This is a genomic window from Stenotrophomonas sp. YJH_SMC_8 (genome assembly GCF_059371315.1).
The window spans coordinates 189,218-205,744 of the sequence record NZ_JCAFUL010000004.1; the positions used below are offsets into that span (position 1 = coordinate 189,218).

Consider the following 16,527-nt stretch of genomic DNA (forward strand, 5'->3'; position numbering starts at 1 on the left):
GCTGATGACCGCTGCAGAAGCGGCTGAGCAGAGCGCGTGCTCTGCCAAGACGATACGCAGAGCCATTGATGGCGGGCAACTCGCCGCTGTGAGACTCGGGCAAAGCGCCAAGTCGGATCGCATCCATAGAAAAGACTTGGAGGCTTGGTGGAACCAATGCCGCCTGCGACCTGTAGCAGCTCCCAGAATATCTGTACGCGACATTCCCCCGCCGCCACTCGATACGGCAGAGGCAAGAATCGAGAAAAGGCTGGGAATCAGTGCCAAGGGCAAGACGGCCCCCCGCCGACGCTAAGCAAAGAGGGGCTGCAGCGCCAGCAAGGTCCGGCAATCGCCCCCCCCCGCCTGAACGGGGGATCAGATTCGAGCTCGGGGCAATAGGTCTCTACCTGCCCTGACCCACGCCTTCATGGGATCCCTCGCCCTGAGCTTGGTCTCCTTCGGCGGCAGGCGCGGCTGCTCGGTGACTATTCCTAAGAGACGATGGTCAACACCAGCGCCACGATCAGCGCTGAAGTCAACAGGAACGACGCTAGTACGAAGCCAAATGCCCGTAGATGCCCCCCTTCATTCAGCGCGACGAAAGTCTTCGTCCGAGCCCACAAGTACCAGGCTACGGCTGCAAGACCGATCAACGGCCCCAGCGGTTTCAAAGGCCCCGTCCCCGTCGAGGTCACTGCCTGCGAAATTGCGAGCAAGATCACGAAGGGACAGGCGATAAAAGCCTGGATGGAAAAAGGTTCCCTCAGGGTCTCTCGATTCACCGGGAGGCACTGCCTCCGAAGGGTGCTCAGCGCCGCACCAAGCGCATAAATGCAGAAGATGGCGGACCTGGTCAGCAGTAGCCCCTCCTCGCTGCCAAAGAGCAGCTTGCCGACAGGGCCGGAGACCGCCAGCGGAGCCATCCGCATTGCCATCTCGATGGCATGGGCTATCGCCACAGACAGGATCAGCATGAGAACCGGACTGATCGCATCCGCAAAGCGCTGCTCCTGATCCTTCGCGAACTCCCGGCGGGTGTACTGAGCAACCTCACCTGGTCGAACCAGCACGCGCCAAAGCGTTCGCGGATAGAACACTAGCCAACCTACAAGCTCGTACAGAAATTCCTCAAGCGATCGAAGAAGTCGTATCAAGTCCATTGGATCGAGTAGGCCGCCGGTGGTATGCCCGAGGTTACAGGTGAAGCGGGCACAGCAGATCAAAGGGGGGCATCTCACTTGGCTTATCGGGAGAGCGGCTCCCTCCCCGCCCTTGCTCATGCTTTCATCGGGCCCTTCGCCATGGGCTTAGCGACCGGCGGCCTGCGCGGCTCCAGCGCCTCCTTGATCCGCGCCAGTTCCACAGCTCCGGCCTCGGCTAGGCGCCGGGCCTGTTGCTGCTGCTCGCGGGTCGGCGGCAGGCCGGGCAGTGGCGGCAGAGGCTGGATCGGGGTGCCGTCGGTCAGCCGGGCGACCGCCTGGCGCAGTGGCAGATCGGGGTAGAGCCTGGCCGCGCACCAGCGCTCAGCGTAGCGCATGCCCTGCCTGATGCTGGCCGCGAGCACATCCTTGGTCTGCCACATCTTCCGGGCGTCCAGGTGTACTCGAACGCCCTGCTCCCTCGCTGGGGAAACGCTGGCGATCTGCCGGCCGCTCCACCACAGCACCCGGCTGTCCCCCATCTGGACCCAGCCAGAGGGGATCGGGGTGGTGCTGAAGCCTTGGTAGCCGTGCGAGGGGAGCATGGCAGAGAGGATAGGACTGGGCGTCGCAAATCCTGCGAACGCACCAGCGACCTACCTGAACCGTTCTGCATTGGTAGATTCGCGATGCATCCGGATTGGCTGCCAGGGCGTATCTGGGGTGTCTGCGCACCGCAGGCAACCTATCAAGGAACGCACAGTGAACGCTCTTAAGCGCATTGCCGCCGCAGTGAGTCTCGCCGTACTCGTTTCAGCAGCTTCGTCCAGCTTCGCCGCCAGCCCAGTCATGGTCGGTGGGGCAGAGATGTATCCGACCAAGACGATCGTCGAGAACGCCATCAACTCCAAGGACCACACCACATTGGTCGCAGCGGTCAAGGCAGCAGGCCTGGTCGACACCCTCAATGGGGCCGGTCCCTTCACCGTTTTCGCCCCCACCAACGCAGCCTTCGATAAGCTGCCGGCGGGTACTGTGGATACCCTAGTAAAGCCTGAGAACAAGGCTCAGCTGACCAAGATCCTGACCTACCATGTAGTTCCTGGCAACTACAGCTCCGTCCAGCTTATGGCGGACGCCAAGAAGCATGGCGGAAAGGCCACCCTGAAGACGGTTCAGGGCGAACCGCTCACCGTAGCGCTTCGTGATGGGAAGCTCTGGGTGGTCGACGCCAAGGGAGGCAAGGCTGGGATCAGCATTGCCGACGTTGGCCAATCGAATGGCGTCATCCATGTGATCGACACCGTCTTGATGCCGAAGTGACCCAGCGCGGGCCGTAGGCACCTCAAGGGTGCCTACGCTTGAGAGGCCGGCGAGAGATCTGGCATAAACAATCTCTCAAATCCAATTTCTTAACCGTTCATGCTGTATGGTTGACGCATCAGGCTCCTCTCAGGCGCGAAATTCTTCGCCCCCGTGTCTAGCCCCTTACAGGCACGACACATGACACCCTCAACTGCTTTCCGGGTCCTTCGGATCCGCCCTGTGCTGCGCCTCAACGGAATGATCGAGCGAGTAGAGACTCTGCAGGTTAAGTGCGGCGCATGTGGGGACGAATCGCGACGGTCGCGAGGGTATGGGCTTGCCGATGTAGAGGGGGGTGTAAAGCTCACCTGTCCAGGCTGCGGGGTGACGGGAATACTGACCGGCGACCAAGCTTGGATTCTCTGGGCCGAGCAGATGAGGCAGGACAGAATCTTGGCGCTAGCAGGGGTGGAGCCGGACGACCTAAATCGGCCCTAGGTCCTGAATCACCGCCTGCCCTTCACGGAGCACGGCGGCCAGAAGGCGCCCACCCGCCACCTGCCTCCCTACCTGTTTGTTGAGCCAGGTCGCTTGGATCCTGCCGGCCGCGAGGACGTCGGCTGGAGCGAAGCTATCCGGCCTGCCCGCCAGCGGATCGCCAGGAGAAGCTAAGCCACCGTCCAACGGGTGCACTACGGTGGCTCTGGAGCTATCGCTCTTTGCGTAAGCGGTGGCCACCATTCGACCGCTCTGGGGCGACCAGCCGCCCAGCACAAATTCAGCACCAAGCTTCTCGATTGGCAAGCGCGCCTCGGCTGCCGCTCTTATGTAGTTTGGCCACAGCTGGTCCACTACCAGACCCAACTCAGCGGACAGCCGTTCCATAGTGAAGTCGGCGCGGAAGCTCGCCTGCAGCGCCAGCTCGTAGATCCTAAGGAAGAACTGAGTGGAGCCACGAGTAGCCAGCACAAGGTTGTGCTGAGGAATCAGTAGCAGCTTTGCTCCGGAGGAATGGACCCCGGTTCTCGCGTCCTCAGCAAGGGTATCAACCGCAACAAGGAGCTGGTCAGGGCGCAGCAGAACATTGAGGATGCTCATAGCGGGCTCTTCTAGGCGTCCGCAGAATATCGCCTTCCCCGCCCCTGCCTGTCGAGACCACCATGACGACCGAAATCACGGAAATCCTTGATCGCCTCCAAGCCTGCGAGGCCGGTCTCGAGATGCATCGCGGCTACCTCAAGGCGATGGAGTATGCGGTGCGGCTTTCCGTGCTGACCCATCCTGCTCAGGATCAACTTTCTGAGGCATGGCTTCAACTACTACCCGGCATCGTCGCGAAGCACAAAGAGGACGCGAGCGATCTGTTCGCTGCGGCCTTCCAACAGGCATTGACCGTACTCACCGAACAAATCGGGGATAAGCATCAGGGAGATCAGGCAGCCAGGGCGTAAGGCCCAACTAAGGCAGCTAGGAGACCCATGGCCGTCGGGTTGGCGTACTCGGCATCTCCGCGCTGATTGAATCGGGTCCAGTCGGCGTGGGCCATGCGCTTCAGCTCTCCCGGTTCTACCGGAAGCCACTTCATTGGCCAGAAGGGCAGGCGGCGCTGACCAACGCTGCCCCGCTGTAACTCCACGATGCCGTTATGGCTGCTGGCGCCAAGCACGCGGGAATAAGCCACAGACAATCCGTCCTCCGGCCCCTCCATGTATTGGAGGAAGCGTTCGCCATCGAAGAGAAGCACCCCCGTAACTCCAGCGTTACGGTTGAACCGGGCCGCGTCGTCCACAATCAGATCAAGCTTTCCGTTGACCAGACCCAGCCTATCGCCGGAGATTTCCTCGCCGGCACCGCTCACGTATACAACGGCCCTGATGGGCATGGCGCCACTCCTTGATGAGAAGCAACCTTAGCAGCCGGTGCCAAACGAGAGAGTGAGGAATCAACGCTTTGTGATGAATCGTTCATGGCGATCTCACAGTGAACAGGGAAAATCCTCACTTCGCCCATGCGGTAGACCGCGCAGCATGTTAGCTACTTTCGGGGTTGCGGCAATGCCTGATACAGGACTGTTCTACGTAGTTGATGTTGAGTCGGTGCTCGATGAACAGGGAAGAATCGCCTACGTCTCGAGCTTAGCGGTACGTTGCGCCCGCTGCAGTACGATTACTAGCTCTACAAGAGCCGAACTGGAAGCGTTGCCTGGTGGCACTGTGCTCATTTGCGGAAAGTGCGGGGCCAGGCAGATGGTCAGCAACGCCCGTTTGGTGGAGTGTGAGCACATTCTGGGCGATGGTCGTTCAGCACCAAGCGTAGACTAAGCAGAGCCAAAGCTGCATTGCCGTTGAAATCGTTTCGAAAAACGATGAGCAATGCTAGGCGAATGTCCGTTCAGTCAGAAGATGCCTGCTGCTTGGATGAAGCTTGCCTCGCATAGCGAAGGACCGTTTCTTCGTCTTGAAGGGCGATTTTTATTGAAGAAAGCCATCTCCCCGCTGCACCACGATTCTCAATCAAAATTGCAAGGTCATCACAAAGGCAATTGGCACATAGATAACCACCAGGACTTGGCCTCCGGCACCTCTTACACGGCAGCAAAGTAGTCTCTGACGGGCTACGGAGCTGATAGGCAATCCGCACCATCAAAGCCTCTGCATCCGTGCTCCTATCTCTCAACCTATCCACGGATCACCGCTCCTTCCACAGAAAAGGGGCAGCGCAAGCCTGCGCCACCCTCTCTCAACTACTCGCAGTCGATCTTACTTATTCGACTTATGAGCCCCGCCTTCATTGGCGTTGCGCTCTTTGGACTCCTTGTCCTGGCGTTCCTGCTCCTGTTGCTGTTGATGTTGCTTCTGCTTCCCTGCATCCGGCTCCGCCACAGCCGGCTTGTTGGTATTGGATGCATCACGCTTGAAGTCATTCATAACATTGCTCCATCGCGGTGGACTCACCGCATCAGAAGCATGCACGTCCCCCTGTTAGCTGCAGGTCGCTTTGCAAGAGAAGACTGAATCGGGCACATGAATGAGCCCATTCGACCAACAGGCGTACAGTCACCTCGGTACATTCGAGGAAAATGCCATGAACAGGGATAGGAGTTATGTTGATGTGGAACAAGAAATTATCCACTGGCGCGCTAAGTTCGGGACTGGCGAATTCCCAGGCGCCAGTTTCGGGCTAGATATCCAGCCGATCATCAAGATTGCATGTGATATCTACATAAGAGATCCCCACGGAAGCCGCGAAGCTTGGGCTGACGACTTGATTCAAAGGCTAGAGATGCGTTCTGGCCGTACAGGCAATGAGGCCGCTGCAAGACGCCTTGGGTCTCGATGCTGGGACCATCTCCTCTCCTGATGCCCCCTATTTTGCTGACAACCAACTTCTCAAGCAGTCGCGCTGCACGGCCATCTAGATAGCCACACACCCAACCACCTGCAGACAAATGGAACGAAGATGGACGGCGCATCTATACGCCATCCATTCCAGCTTCACACCAGTCGTTCTCACTTACCCTTGCAAGACTTCAGCACTCCAAACTTGCTCCACTAGATTCGCGCGCGACTCTCACTGAACATCTTGAGCTGGATTCGCTGCTCGCAGGAACGCAGCCTCCATGGAACGATCACTTCTGCGTCGAGCATGTACCCGTATCGCTTGAAGCCTTTCACTCCGATACTTGACCCGTATCCATATCGCTCGCAGCCCTTCAAGTTGGTGCTGGATGCGTACCTGTAGCCCTCGACGTTGTTCATACATAAATCACTCCATCGCGATGAATTCACCGCAAGACGATGGTGCGCGCTGTCTCGTTACTACACTGCGATACGACACGAAAATAATGAACGGGAGGCGCAGCAAGCCACCAGCAGTAGCTGGCCTGCCGGGTCAGCCGGGCGGTCTACACGCCGAGGAACAACCGAGAGGATCTGCTGAAGGTCGCTTGGCAACTATGGTTGGGCTTCCCGTATCGAGCAGCAGCTCCGCCTTCTCCGGCCAGGCTGCCCTCCGGCCAAGTGTGGTCGATTCCTCCTGCCGCGTGCGCTCGCACTGCTCACAGATCAGATTGGGGCGCCGAACTAGGTCGATGCCTCCACTTCCGCCCAGCGCACGTCGCTGCTTGGCAAGTGCAGCAGAACCCCACTGCACAGCTAGCAAGGCAGACAGAGGACGCGAACCAATCTGAAACACAATGCGAACGCATCCCCAAAGCATGACGAACGCATTGGAAGTCAGTCGAGCAGTTGCTCGAGGCGGCTGCCCCAAACAGAGGGCGTTCGCCCTAACGTCACAGGCGACGTCACTGTGACGTAACGGTGCAGAAGGGTTCGAGAACCACTCTTCAGCTGCTCCGTATGCGCAATCGTCCTCGGGTCTTACGACGCTGGCAAGCTCGCTGACCGTATCGGTTAGTCTCTCGCCACTTCAATACCTCCCCGGCTACCCAAGTGGCTGGGCGCATGGTCAGACGGATCGGAAAGTCTGGGCGACACGCCACCGTCTCCAGAACGGATCGAGGTGTCCGCCCCAGCAGCTCTCCTACGGCGGCTACATTTATCGCCTTGAGTTCAAATGGCACTACGCTGTCGTGCTCGTTCATGACCGCGCCCTTTGATGAGGTGGCGCCTCTCAGCCTAGCTCCGGATGTTGCCCCTGTCGCTCACCGAGGAATAGGACTCGAACACCCCTGTCCTGCATTGGTTTCGGAGCCTCTGGCGTAATTTTAGGCGCCAGATTCTTCTGCGCGCAGGGCACAATGGGCAATGTAGCGATGGAAATCGTCCTCGGCCAGGACGAGCGGCTCGGCCCGCACAGGCTGAAACACCGAAGCATGACCGGCACGAAGGGCGACAAGAGGCAAGCCTGTGGTCACAAAAATGACGTGGTGATGCACGTCTATGACCATTCTCTCCTCGTTGTTCGCGAGTCAGGGACGATCGACATGACTGACCCGAGGCGTATTCAAATCCTTGACCAGTTGGCCACCCAGTTACCGCTAGCCGTATGCAGCATTACCCGCAGCGGAACTGATAAGGTCATGGACCTGCAACGCGATGCTCTGCACTTTGGCACCGCGAGAGATCTGCTGAATCACGTCTTTGCGGTTCAAGCTGTCATCCAAGAGGTAGTCTGCCGCCTCACGCGTCTCGCGCATGGTTCGCATAGCCATGACTAGTTGAGCCTTACTGTTACCCATAGACGTCAAGCGCGGATGAATGCTTGCAGTCCGCCACTCTTGAATACGACGCAGCATTTCCCGATGCCCGATGTGCCTCGCGGAACTATCACCACGATCAGAAACCGGCAATTGCTCTACAAACGGCAGAAGGGCGTGATAGGCACCGTAATATGCTCGGCTTGCAGCTGCCCGCAATGTCGTCTCGTCCATGTCCGGGCCGCAATTCGCTTTAGCGAACCGCTGCAAATCCATTGCATTAATTGGCATGAGATTCCTTCACTTGTACCCCAATAGCCGCGAAGGCAACATCCTCCACGTCCACCAAATCAGGACTCCGCTCTGCCATGAATCCGTGCAAGTCCCATTCCGCCTCTGCGGCGTCTTCAGACGTCTGATCCACGTAGAAATTGACCAACAATCCGACATGACCATCGTCATGGGGGATCGCAGTGCTACGGACGGCCTTTACACCTGTGCTTCTGGATCTGAAAAACTGGATGGCATCTCCAACGCGATCCGCAACCCAAGCATCCTCAACACCAATAGCAGACAAGGCCCTGGCATCCGTCAGCAACTCCCTGAGAGTGATGGAAGACGGCAACCGATCATCCCCCTCCTGCTCAGAGGCAACGAAGCTAATATCCTCGAAAATTTTGTTCTCGAGTTCGTAGCCAGTCTGCACCAACTGCTGCCGTATCATGGTGGACTCAACAGCCCATCCGCAAAATCCGAGAACTTTAGCCACGCGCTCACGAGCTTGGGGAGCAAGCTCGGACAGAGTTAAAAACTCTCTGTAAACAGCGCCTGCTTTGGCTGAATAGCCAGCCGAAGCCAAGAGCATAAGGTAGCGGAAGACGCGCTCCACAGAGTTACCTGTCGCGCTGAAGACGCCACGGTACAGCCGGTCAGCCTCGTCTACGTCGCCCTCGATGCACGCCAGCATTGCCCGCAGTTCAACTGACCCCATCGGGTCAGCGTTGGCAAGCTTGGTAGCTTCAAAGCGGAGCTGTCTCAATTCAAATTCGCTCGGCGCGATAGCAATCGCGTCCGTGATCCGCTTCTTGAGCGGCTCAAAATTGGTGGCCGGCGCAGCCTGCGTCACACCGCAACTCCCTTTCCGTTTGAGGAGCCAATTACTGTCAGCCCTTGCCCAGGCTGGGCTCAGCGAGCCGCCTATTATAGCTAAGTCTCGACCATGCCCGTGAAGGGCCTTTCTCGTCCTGCAGTGGTTGCAATCTTGCACACCAAAGGAGCCTGCTGCAATGGCGCCGGCACTGAACATTGGTCAATCTCAAACCTCCCTCAGAACTTGCCGCCATCCAAACGATGGAAACCGAACTCACTTCAGTTCCGGAGGCATTCCCGGAGGAGGACCTAGAAATTTGCAAGCCATTGATTTCAATGCCTTAATTAGCAGGAATCGAACCCGTAATCACCGACTTAGAAGGCCGGCACCCAATTTCGCCATTAAGCGGCTAGCGGGCTCCACACGTAGGGACTACCCTGCAAGGCTTCTCAGCAGCCGGTTGAAGCAGCTGTAACCGAGCCATCTGCAGCGCAGCCTGCCCGAGCCCCGCGCACCGGCGTGAGAAATGCCCCAATGCGGGTGCTGATACGCTGCCCCTGAACGCCAAGGATCCGGCCATGCTTAGAGTGCCGTTCGCTGCCGTAGCCGTCCTCGTCCTCCTTGGGGGCTGCGCCAAACAGCCGGAGACTTGGACGGCCTTTGTCTACCCACCTGGAAGGTCCTTGGCGGCGGAAGACGCATCGAGGGCGATCTACGGCTACTACGAGTCATTCGAACAGTGCCAAAGCGCCTCAATTGGCGCGCTGAGGCAACTGGCATCCGAGAACCAATCGGAAGACTTCGGGAGCTATGAGTGCGGCGTTGGCTGCCGGTACGAGAAGGAGTGGGACATGTACGTCTGCAAGGAGACCCGGAAGTAGGGCTAGTGCAGTGGGAAGATATCCTGGACCGAATGGAACATGTCCACCCCGGCGATCCACCGTCCATTGCTGAAGTAGCTGACCAGCCCGCATTGGCAGTTGCCACCCCTCAGGACGGGGCATCGCCCGTCGTGCAGGTCATACGCCCTCCAAGGGGCGCCAATTGCAGCGGCAGCCACTTGCATCCGGCCCTCGAAATCCTCAGGCAGGCATTGCCGCTCGGCAGCGAAGACCTCGTAGGTCACACCATCCCAGGACTCTTGGGAGCTATCCGCTTCTAAAGTAGAGATTGCCTCTCGGTCATCAGCCACGAGCGCCCTCCGGCTCATTGTCAGCTGTCATAGGTACAAGTTGCACCGTTATGGCTCGGACCGGCTCCGAATCAGGGTCTACCCCAACTGACTGGACCGGCTTGCCGTAGCCCCGATCCAGTAGCGCCTCGCTGGCCGCTTTTGCGAGGGCAGCGTTGTCGCCCCGCATGATCGCCACCAGCTTCTCAATTGCCTCGCGGCCGTACTCTCGCGCCAACTGCCGAACCTCGAAATCCACTTTGGGCCGGCCACTCGGGTTGCCCGATTGTCCTGGCTTGAACGCCATAGTCTTCACCCATTGTTTTCAGTTGTTACCAATGTGAACCCATGCTTTCGGAAACGCTTGTCCGCTGCTTCTAGGCCGACCTCCTCGACGTGCCGCTGGAGGAACTTGGCGGCCATCTCGGTGACGTCCAAACCACCTAGGTAGACACGTTGACCCGCGTTGGATCGAAGCATCACTGCAGCGATGCCCTTCACCACTGCTGGTGACAGAGAAGGCGCCATTGCCCGTCTCCTTGGTTAGATTGCTTGGGTGTACATTTCGGGGTCGCCTCCGAACCGGCCGAGCAACTGGCTCCAGTTCGATGCGGTCTGCCAGCCACCGGCTGCGCCACCACCGCGAGTCAGGCCCATGCTCGGCGCCACTGAGCCGTAGCCGACATTGCTGCCGCCCATTGAGCCGCCGCCGCTGCCACCTCCGCCGATGAACCCGCCCACGTTGTTGCCCAGGTCAAGGTTCGATCCGGCAGGAGCGGCTACCTGCTGGCCCCACACGCTCTGCGGGTTCCACTGGCCGACGCTTGCCATGCCATTGCCAAACTGGGTGTTGCCGAAGCTACCCATGGATCCCGGTCCGCCTGTGTAGCCGTACCAGTTGCCGCCCGGGCGCTGGGCGCCTAGGCCGAGGTTCTGCGTTAGCTGGGTGGGGGTAGGTGCGGTGTATGCCCTGCTGGCCCCAGGGGCTCCGGGGATACCGACCTGCTCCATAACCGGCTTTCCGATACCGTAATCAGCCCCTCTGTTGACCCAGCCGGACAAGCCCCTGTCGACGGCCTGAGATACCAGAGGGCCAAATAGAAGACCGCTACCAAATTTCGCGACAGTGGCAAGAGCTGCCCGACCGCCATTGCCCATGTAGTTGCCACGGGTGTCGAACACTCGCCCGGGTACTACACCGTTCGCGATGCGATTACGCGCTCCCATGAAGAAGGCTGGGACTTTTGAATCTGCCATTGCGTTGCTCCTTGGGCACCTGAGTGCCCATTCATTTTGTTGAGTGTTTGCGTGGTGCAGGCGGGTGTATGCTGCCGCCACACGTATCCGATGGACGGGAAATGGACGCTTGGAAGAAGACCAGCTATCCCCTGCCGCCGCTGCTGGAAAGCAGCCGCCTGTCCGATGGACGGAAGGGCGGCCTGTACGGCCTTGCCTTTGCAAGCTTGCTGATCGCAGTACCCGTTCTACTGGCGGGCTTGGTAGTGCTCGCCTTTACGGGCTTCGCTGTCGCCTCGTAGCCTCAAGCCGATCTGCAAACGCATCCAGATCCGGATTGTCTTCACGCTCTGCAATCTCCCGCAGCAGGCGCGCTTGCGGTATCAGCTCACCGATTGGCTTCTCGCCGTTCTGCGCAACCCAGCGCACGAAGCCTGGGCTGGTCATAAGGCGGGCCAATCCATTCAAGCCACCAGCCAGCGCCATCGAGCCAGAGACAATCCCTGCGGCCAGCAGCGGGCTACCCGCCACCAATGCGCTACCGGCACTGCTCGCAGTGCCAGCCGACTGAGTTATCAGGGAGATCAGGCGAGCGGATCCTGAGGGATTGCGGAACACCGAACTTCCCTGCCGAATTCGATCCGTCATCCTGGCGATCCTGTCCATGTCCTGCCGAAAACCGAGGCCATGACGGTCAAACAACACCCGCTTCGCCTCAGGGCTCATGTTCGCCCAGTTGGTGAGGAACGTCTCCATACTGAAGACATCGCTGTCCGCGTTCTGCTGACTGCCAGTTGCGCGGCCCATGCGGCGGATGAAAGACGCCGATACTTCACGCTGAGCATCCTTCGGCAACGACTGCATCACCGCTCGCAACGTGGTCGCACCCTCTCGGGTGTTGCCAAACGCCGCCTTGTAAACAGCCTCCGGTCCGCCGCTCTTATCCACAACATGCGCCACGGCGTCGATTCGATTGCTACGCGCCGCGTAATAGGCATTGGCCCGACTCCAAGCCTGCCGCGCCTCGGGTGTCGTGGCGGCGGCCTCCATATCCTTCGTAAGTGCCCCATAGAGCGTCTTCCACTTGTCCCTGGGAACACTGTCAGCCAGAGAGTAGTTATCAAGCTCTCGCCCAACCAGCGTACGGAGCTTGGTAAGCGCCTGATACGGCAGTTGGTTGTCGGCCATTCCAGATACGGCAGTTACAACCTGTTCGTCGATCTGCTGAGGCGTTAGAACGGGAAGCGAGCCACGCATCCCCAGTGACTGAAGGCGCGCGTTCTCCGCAGCTGCCCGCTGCGCCTGCCCCTCAAGCTGCTGTTTCAGCTGCTCTGCTTGCCGCTGTACATCCGGGCGCTGCAGTGCTGCCTCCATTCCGCCAATATCCTCGTCCAATGCACCGCCGATCCCTCGAATGCGGGCGTTCTGGAATAGGCGCGCAACGTTGGGGGCTCCTTCAATGGACGCGTTCAGATCCGCAAGCGCCCTCTGTGTGTTCTCCACAGGCACCCGTGCATCCGGCGCAATTTGCTTCGAGACTCGACCGTAAAGTTCTTCCGCCCTTTGGGCTGTCTTGGGCACGAAGGCAGCAGCGCTCTTGCCCTCAATTCCTTCCAGGATGGCACGTCCCGCCTGCTCTGGACTCATGGCTCGGCCACGTGGGGAGAGGTCCGCTGCGTACTGACCAATCGCCGCGTTAGCATTGTCCGACTGATTGCGCGCAAGACGCGCAATCGGACCAGAGCCACCGGCAACGTTGCCCAACATGGTCTCTGTAGCTTGCGCGAACCGCCCGCCCGTGGCCTGGCCCACGCTTGGTGAAGCGCCTGCGGCCGCGAAATCAGAAATGGCCCGTTCCACGTCCTGGGCGGCCACGCGGTCACCCGAAGCATTGCGGCCTCTCAGTGCTGCACGGGTAGCATCCGCGACAGCCTGAGGAACGAAGCCGCTACGCATGCCAGGAAGCGCCGAAGCAACACCCGGGGCAAAGCCACCAGCCAGCCCAGCGGCTACCTGTGCACCAGTACCACCACCCGCCTCACGAACGGCTGAGCTTGCGCCTGTGCCTGCCACAGTGGCAGCGGTCTGCAGGACAGGATTTGCAGCAAAGAACTCGCCGGCAGTCTGAGCAAGCCCTCTGCCGCCGCTAGCCGCTGAACCCGCGCCCAAGGTGAGTGCGGTGCCAGTCAGCCCTTCGCCGATGTCTGAAACAATGCGCTGCGCCTTCGTCTGGGGCCGCTGCATGCCCAACTCATCCGCAATCTGCTCGCCGACCTGACGATACGGGGCAGTCGGAACGAAGCTGTCCCGCCCCGTAGCGATGTCCTCTTCCGTAGGTTCGTGGAGGCGGCGCCGAATCGGATCCACGACATAGTGATTGAAAGCGTCACCGCCAACAGCACCGAGAAGGCCGCCCGCGCCTTGAAGGACTTGGCGCCCGCCGTACAGGCCTAGCCACCGACCTAGGGCGTTGCCTGGCAACTCGGCGGTGCTATCCCAGCTGGACGCTACCTCGCTGAAATCGGGTTTGGCGGCCTGTACGGCAGGGAGCGTCACGATCTCATCGGGCTGGTCGAACTGGTCAAAGACGTTCTGCCCGGTCGAAGAAGCACCCGATGGGGCATCAAACTGATCAAATGGATTTCTTTCCATTGGCTACCTCAGGTAGTCATCTGCGCTAACGCCGTACTTCTGCTCAAAGGCGGCACGCATGTTGGGGTTCTTCCGAAGGAAGTCCACCGCAGCTGCGGGAATTGTGGAGGCGCCACGTGGTGCTGCACCGCCAGATGCAGTGGACCTACCCACTACACGCTCTGGCGCGTAGTTGTACTCCCGTGCCAAGCCCGAGTACTGCTCTCGATAGGCGTCGATCTGAGACTTTGCCTGGTCGTGCAACCCCTTGGCGGAGTTAACAAAGCCAGTTCGCTGCTCAGGGTTCAGCCGCTGACCATCTCGGAGCCTGTTGTACTCGTTGCGGATGCGGTCCGGAACGCCAGCAGCGTTCTGAGCATTCGCGAACTCGCCCTCACGAACCACCGAAGTGGGATCAAGCATGCGCATGTAAGAAAAGATCAAAGCTAGATCGTTCTGTGCAGAAGGATTCTTCGCGGCCTGCGCGATCTGCTCGTAAGAGTTGACCACCGTCTGAGGGACCTTAATCTGAGCGATGAACTCTTTCCGCAGCGCCTGCTCCGCCTGAGCCAGATCTCCGGGGGCAGGATTGTTCTTTCGATCTGCGGGGCCGCCAGGGATAGCTTCTAGCTGTGAGCCATCGGCACTAAAGCGGTAGCCAGACGGAGCTTGACGCTCCGTCTGACGAGCCGAACGATCGGGTCTGAAACCAACTTCCAGACCAGCAGTTCTCGTCGGCCTCGCCTGGTCTGCCTGCGCAAGCACCTTGGGGACATATGCCCGAGTCTCTGCCGGAGCAGATGCGAGCATGGCGTCAACGTTTCCGCCCGCTGCACGCAGGGCGCTATCGACATTGCCCGGCCCCCAGTTGTATGCGGCCAAGGCAGCACGCGGGTCTGCGTACTGGCGGAGCATGGCCCCGAGATAATCCTTGCCAACACGCTCTTGCTCAGCCGGGGACTGATCGCGGGCCGGAACAACGCCATACCCCGGATCGCGCAGCGTCCCAGGCATCGTCTGCATGGTGCCTACCGCGCCCTTACTGGACACGGCAGCCGGGTTGCCGCCCGACTCAACCTGCATCACCGCCTGCTCCAAGCCTGGAATGAGGTCGGAACCCAGCAGCCCCCCGCTGGGCATTTGCAGCCTCGCTGCATCCGGCGACAGAAGACCTGCACTCGGCAACTGCGGTGCAGCGGCTCCTGAGCCAAGCAGACCTTCACTGATGATGTTGCCTTGGAGATCCCGGTACTCTTGGGTTTCGGTGTTGCGGATGACATCCAGCAACCCCTCTTTACCCGTCTTCGGGTCGCGATAGCCGATCTGGCCCGGCTCCCATTTCGCCTTCGGACTCACCTTCTGCCGGAACTCCTGAGCGCCAACGGGGTCGACACTTGCCCACTGACTCCATGAGCCCTCATTGAGCGATCCGTCAGGGTTAAGTACGCCTCGCTGGGCCTCTTCGATAGCCGCGTTCCGCAGCATGCCCTGGCGAGTCCGAGCGAGGATTTCGTCCTTGTAGCGGGCGTTCTCGGCATCGCTCACGCCTTGATTGGCTGAGAGAAGCCCGCCTTGAATGCCGTTTGCCAATGCGGCGCCAAAGTTGCCTCCGGTCGGCCGGAGCATGGCAAGTCCAGCGGATAGCAAGCTCTGGCGAGCAACCGCGCCTTGGTCCTTCTCGGATAGGCCCTGCCATCTCGGCGTGACCCTGCCGAAGAAATTGTGAATGTAGGAGTTCATCTGCTTCCTGTGCTTCTGGGGCGTCTCATACGCCGGATGGGAGTGGGCGGCGCCACCAATAGATGACGCCGCCCAGGAGCCCGCCCTTGGGTAGTAGAGCCCCTATTACTTATGGCGTTTGGCGGGTGTAAATCGCTCCCGGGCAAATTCGCTTGGGATGAAGAACCCAGGGGAAAGGGCTGGGTTTACTGGTTACCCATGCGCCGTCACATTCAAGATCCTTCCCACGCCTACATCCCATCCTGTGCTCTCTCCGAGCTCCTCCAGCAGGGCATAGCTGGCCCGTTCAAGCCAGTCCCAGAGAATGGCTTCGACGGTCGACACTTGCTTCCGATAGGTAGCCTCTCGAACTCTGGAACTGCGCGCGCCGTCCTTGTAGCTGCGCCCGACGCCGAGAAGCTTGGCCGCCGCCGCCCTTGCCACTTCGGCTGTATGCCCCATTACGGTCAGATAGAGCTCAACCTTGGGCCATAGCTCCATCCTCTGTGCCGCGTAGACCATCAGCCATGCCTCAAGCGGGCCATCAAGCGACGCATCGGACAATGCCAGCAGCACTGGCTTCACCGGCCTCACAGTTGGGATGACCAACGCTCCCGCAGAACGGTGGTTCTCCCAGCGCCGCACGCGTCGAACACGCGTGGCGCACGCGTCCGCACGCATGTTCGCAACTTGATCGAATTCCTCAGCTGCTTGCCGGTCTTCCGCTCTGAAGGAACGTAGAGCGGCTGTCCGTGCCCGTGTACTTTTGGGCAGATATCCCCGAGCGTCCTGAACTACTCGCCCCCTGGTGTGAATGGCTAGCCCCGCTGGATCAACTGAGCCGTCTTCATCAGGCAGAACCTCCACCCATGTCGCTTGCGTTGGCAGCGACATGCATGGCCCGCACCCGAAAGCAGCGGCAAGTGCCTTGGAAGCTCGATCCACGTTAATCGATCCTTCCAGCCAGGGCTTTGACAGCCCTGGGATTTCCGGCGCTCGTACCTGCTTTAGGCCAGCTTTGAACTGTGCCCGACCGTTCAAGGGGCGCCCTCCCTGGAGCAAGGCTTCAGAAGCACTAGAAGCAATGAAGAGCACG

18 protein-coding genes are annotated in these 16,527 nt (G+C 59.8%); 6 read left to right on the forward strand and 12 right to left on the reverse strand.

Annotated features, from left to right (window positions below):
* The first annotated feature begins 4 nt into the window (after positions 1 to 4).
* Entirely contained in the window at positions 5 to 295 is a 291-nt protein-coding gene (locus tag AC5P88_RS06525) for a helix-turn-helix domain-containing protein (protein ID WP_495224625.1), read from the forward strand.
* A gap of 178 nt (positions 296 to 473) precedes the next feature.
* On the opposite strand, the gene AC5P88_RS06530 is transcribed toward AC5P88_RS06525, so the two are convergent.
* Both AC5P88_RS06530 and AC5P88_RS06535 read right to left on the reverse strand, forming a co-directional pair.
* Positions 474 to 1,079 carry a hypothetical protein gene (locus AC5P88_RS06530; RefSeq protein ID WP_495224626.1) on the reverse strand — a complete coding sequence of 202 codons (606 nt, stop codon included), beginning with the start codon at positions 1,077 to 1,079 and terminating at the stop codon, positions 474 to 476.
* 179 nt (positions 1,080 to 1,258) lie between these two features.
* A complete protein-coding gene (locus tag AC5P88_RS06535) occupies positions 1,259 to 1,726 on the reverse strand; it encodes a hypothetical protein (protein ID WP_495224627.1) in 468 nt (155 codons plus the stop codon).
* A gap of 157 nt (positions 1,727 to 1,883) precedes the next feature.
* Between AC5P88_RS06535 and AC5P88_RS06540 the strand changes: the two genes are divergently transcribed.
* Entirely contained in the window at positions 1,884 to 2,444 is a 561-nt protein-coding gene (locus tag AC5P88_RS06540; protein ID WP_495224628.1) for a fasciclin domain-containing protein, read from the forward strand.
* A gap of 465 nt (positions 2,445 to 2,909) precedes the next feature.
* Here AC5P88_RS06540 and AC5P88_RS06545 read toward each other — a convergent pair whose 3' ends face one another.
* The gene (locus tag AC5P88_RS06545; protein WP_495224629.1) at positions 2,910 to 3,524 is read right to left on the reverse strand and encodes a hypothetical protein; all 615 of its coding nucleotides are present in this window, start codon (positions 3,522 to 3,524) and stop codon (positions 2,910 to 2,912) included.
* Positions 3,525 to 3,586: 62 nt separating this feature from the next.
* Here AC5P88_RS06545 and AC5P88_RS06550 point away from each other — a divergent pair, with 62 nt between their 5' ends.
* On the forward strand, positions 3,587 to 3,877 hold the full coding sequence (locus AC5P88_RS06550; RefSeq protein WP_495224630.1) for a hypothetical protein: 291 nt from the start codon (positions 3,587 to 3,589) through the stop codon (positions 3,875 to 3,877).
* Here AC5P88_RS06550 and AC5P88_RS06555 read toward each other — a convergent pair.
* Together AC5P88_RS06555 and AC5P88_RS06560 are read right to left on the reverse strand one after the other, a co-directional pair.
* The gene (locus tag AC5P88_RS06555) at positions 3,859 to 4,308 is read right to left on the reverse strand and encodes a BLUF domain-containing protein (RefSeq protein ID WP_495224631.1); all 450 of its coding nucleotides are present in this window, start codon (positions 4,306 to 4,308) and stop codon (positions 3,859 to 3,861) included. The two genes, AC5P88_RS06550 and AC5P88_RS06555, sit on opposite strands and share 19 nt — an antisense overlap.
* Before the next feature lie 877 nt (positions 4,309 to 5,185).
* The gene (locus AC5P88_RS06560) at positions 5,186 to 5,353 is read right to left on the reverse strand and encodes a hypothetical protein (RefSeq protein ID WP_495224632.1); all 168 of its coding nucleotides are present in this window, start codon (positions 5,351 to 5,353) and stop codon (positions 5,186 to 5,188) included.
* 1,847 nt (positions 5,354 to 7,200) lie between these two features.
* Between AC5P88_RS06560 and AC5P88_RS06565 the strand changes: the two genes are divergently transcribed.
* A complete protein-coding gene (locus AC5P88_RS06565; protein ID WP_495224633.1) occupies positions 7,201 to 7,605 on the forward strand; it encodes a hypothetical protein in 405 nt (134 codons plus the stop codon).
* A gap of 259 nt (positions 7,606 to 7,864) precedes the next feature.
* Here the strand turns inward: AC5P88_RS06565 and AC5P88_RS06570 are convergent, their stop codons facing one another.
* Complete coding sequence (locus AC5P88_RS06570) at positions 7,865 to 8,710, reverse strand: hypothetical protein (RefSeq protein WP_495224634.1); 846 nt, start codon at positions 8,708 to 8,710, stop codon at positions 7,865 to 7,867.
* A gap of 542 nt (positions 8,711 to 9,252) precedes the next feature.
* Here AC5P88_RS06570 and AC5P88_RS06575 point away from each other — a divergent pair.
* Positions 9,253 to 9,555 (forward strand): hypothetical protein, encoded by a 303-nt coding sequence (locus AC5P88_RS06575; protein ID WP_495224635.1) that lies wholly within the window; start codon positions 9,253 to 9,255, stop codon positions 9,553 to 9,555.
* A 303-nt stretch (positions 9,556 to 9,858) separates the two neighbouring features.
* On the opposite strand, the gene AC5P88_RS06580 is transcribed toward AC5P88_RS06575, so the two are convergent.
* From AC5P88_RS06580 to AC5P88_RS06590, 3 genes are read right to left on the reverse strand one after another with little or no spacing between them, the layout of a single operon-like run.
* Entirely contained in the window at positions 9,859 to 10,152 is a 294-nt protein-coding gene (locus AC5P88_RS06580; RefSeq protein ID WP_204324688.1) for a DUF5681 domain-containing protein, read from the reverse strand.
* Positions 10,153 to 10,157: 5 nt separating this feature from the next.
* A complete protein-coding gene (locus AC5P88_RS06585) occupies positions 10,158 to 10,373 on the reverse strand; it encodes a hypothetical protein (RefSeq protein ID WP_495224636.1) in 216 nt (71 codons plus the stop codon).
* A 15-nt stretch (positions 10,374 to 10,388) separates the two neighbouring features.
* Positions 10,389 to 11,102: a hypothetical protein gene (locus AC5P88_RS06590; RefSeq protein WP_495224637.1), complete on the reverse strand. Its 714-nt coding sequence runs from the start codon at positions 11,100 to 11,102 to the stop codon at positions 10,389 to 10,391.
* A 101-nt stretch (positions 11,103 to 11,203) separates the two neighbouring features.
* On the opposite strand from AC5P88_RS06590, the gene AC5P88_RS06595 reads away from it, so the two are divergent.
* Entirely contained in the window at positions 11,204 to 11,383 is a 180-nt protein-coding gene (locus AC5P88_RS06595; RefSeq protein WP_495224638.1) for a hypothetical protein, read from the forward strand.
* On the opposite strand, the gene AC5P88_RS06600 is transcribed toward AC5P88_RS06595, so the two are convergent.
* The 3 genes from AC5P88_RS06600 to AC5P88_RS06610 form a co-directional block, all read right to left on the reverse strand.
* On the reverse strand, positions 11,358 to 13,733 hold the full coding sequence (locus AC5P88_RS06600; protein WP_495224639.1) for a hypothetical protein: 2,376 nt from the start codon (positions 13,731 to 13,733) through the stop codon (positions 11,358 to 11,360). The two genes, AC5P88_RS06595 and AC5P88_RS06600, sit on opposite strands and share 26 nt — an antisense overlap.
* Before the next feature lie 3 nt (positions 13,734 to 13,736).
* Positions 13,737 to 15,452 carry a lytic transglycosylase domain-containing protein gene (locus AC5P88_RS06605; protein ID WP_495224640.1) on the reverse strand — a complete coding sequence of 572 codons (1,716 nt, stop codon included), beginning with the start codon at positions 15,450 to 15,452 and terminating at the stop codon, positions 13,737 to 13,739.
* A 192-nt stretch (positions 15,453 to 15,644) separates the two neighbouring features.
* Complete coding sequence (locus AC5P88_RS06610; protein ID WP_495224641.1) at positions 15,645 to 16,016, reverse strand: hypothetical protein; 372 nt, start codon at positions 16,014 to 16,016, stop codon at positions 15,645 to 15,647.
* Between the last annotated feature and the right edge of the window lie 511 nt (positions 16,017 to 16,527).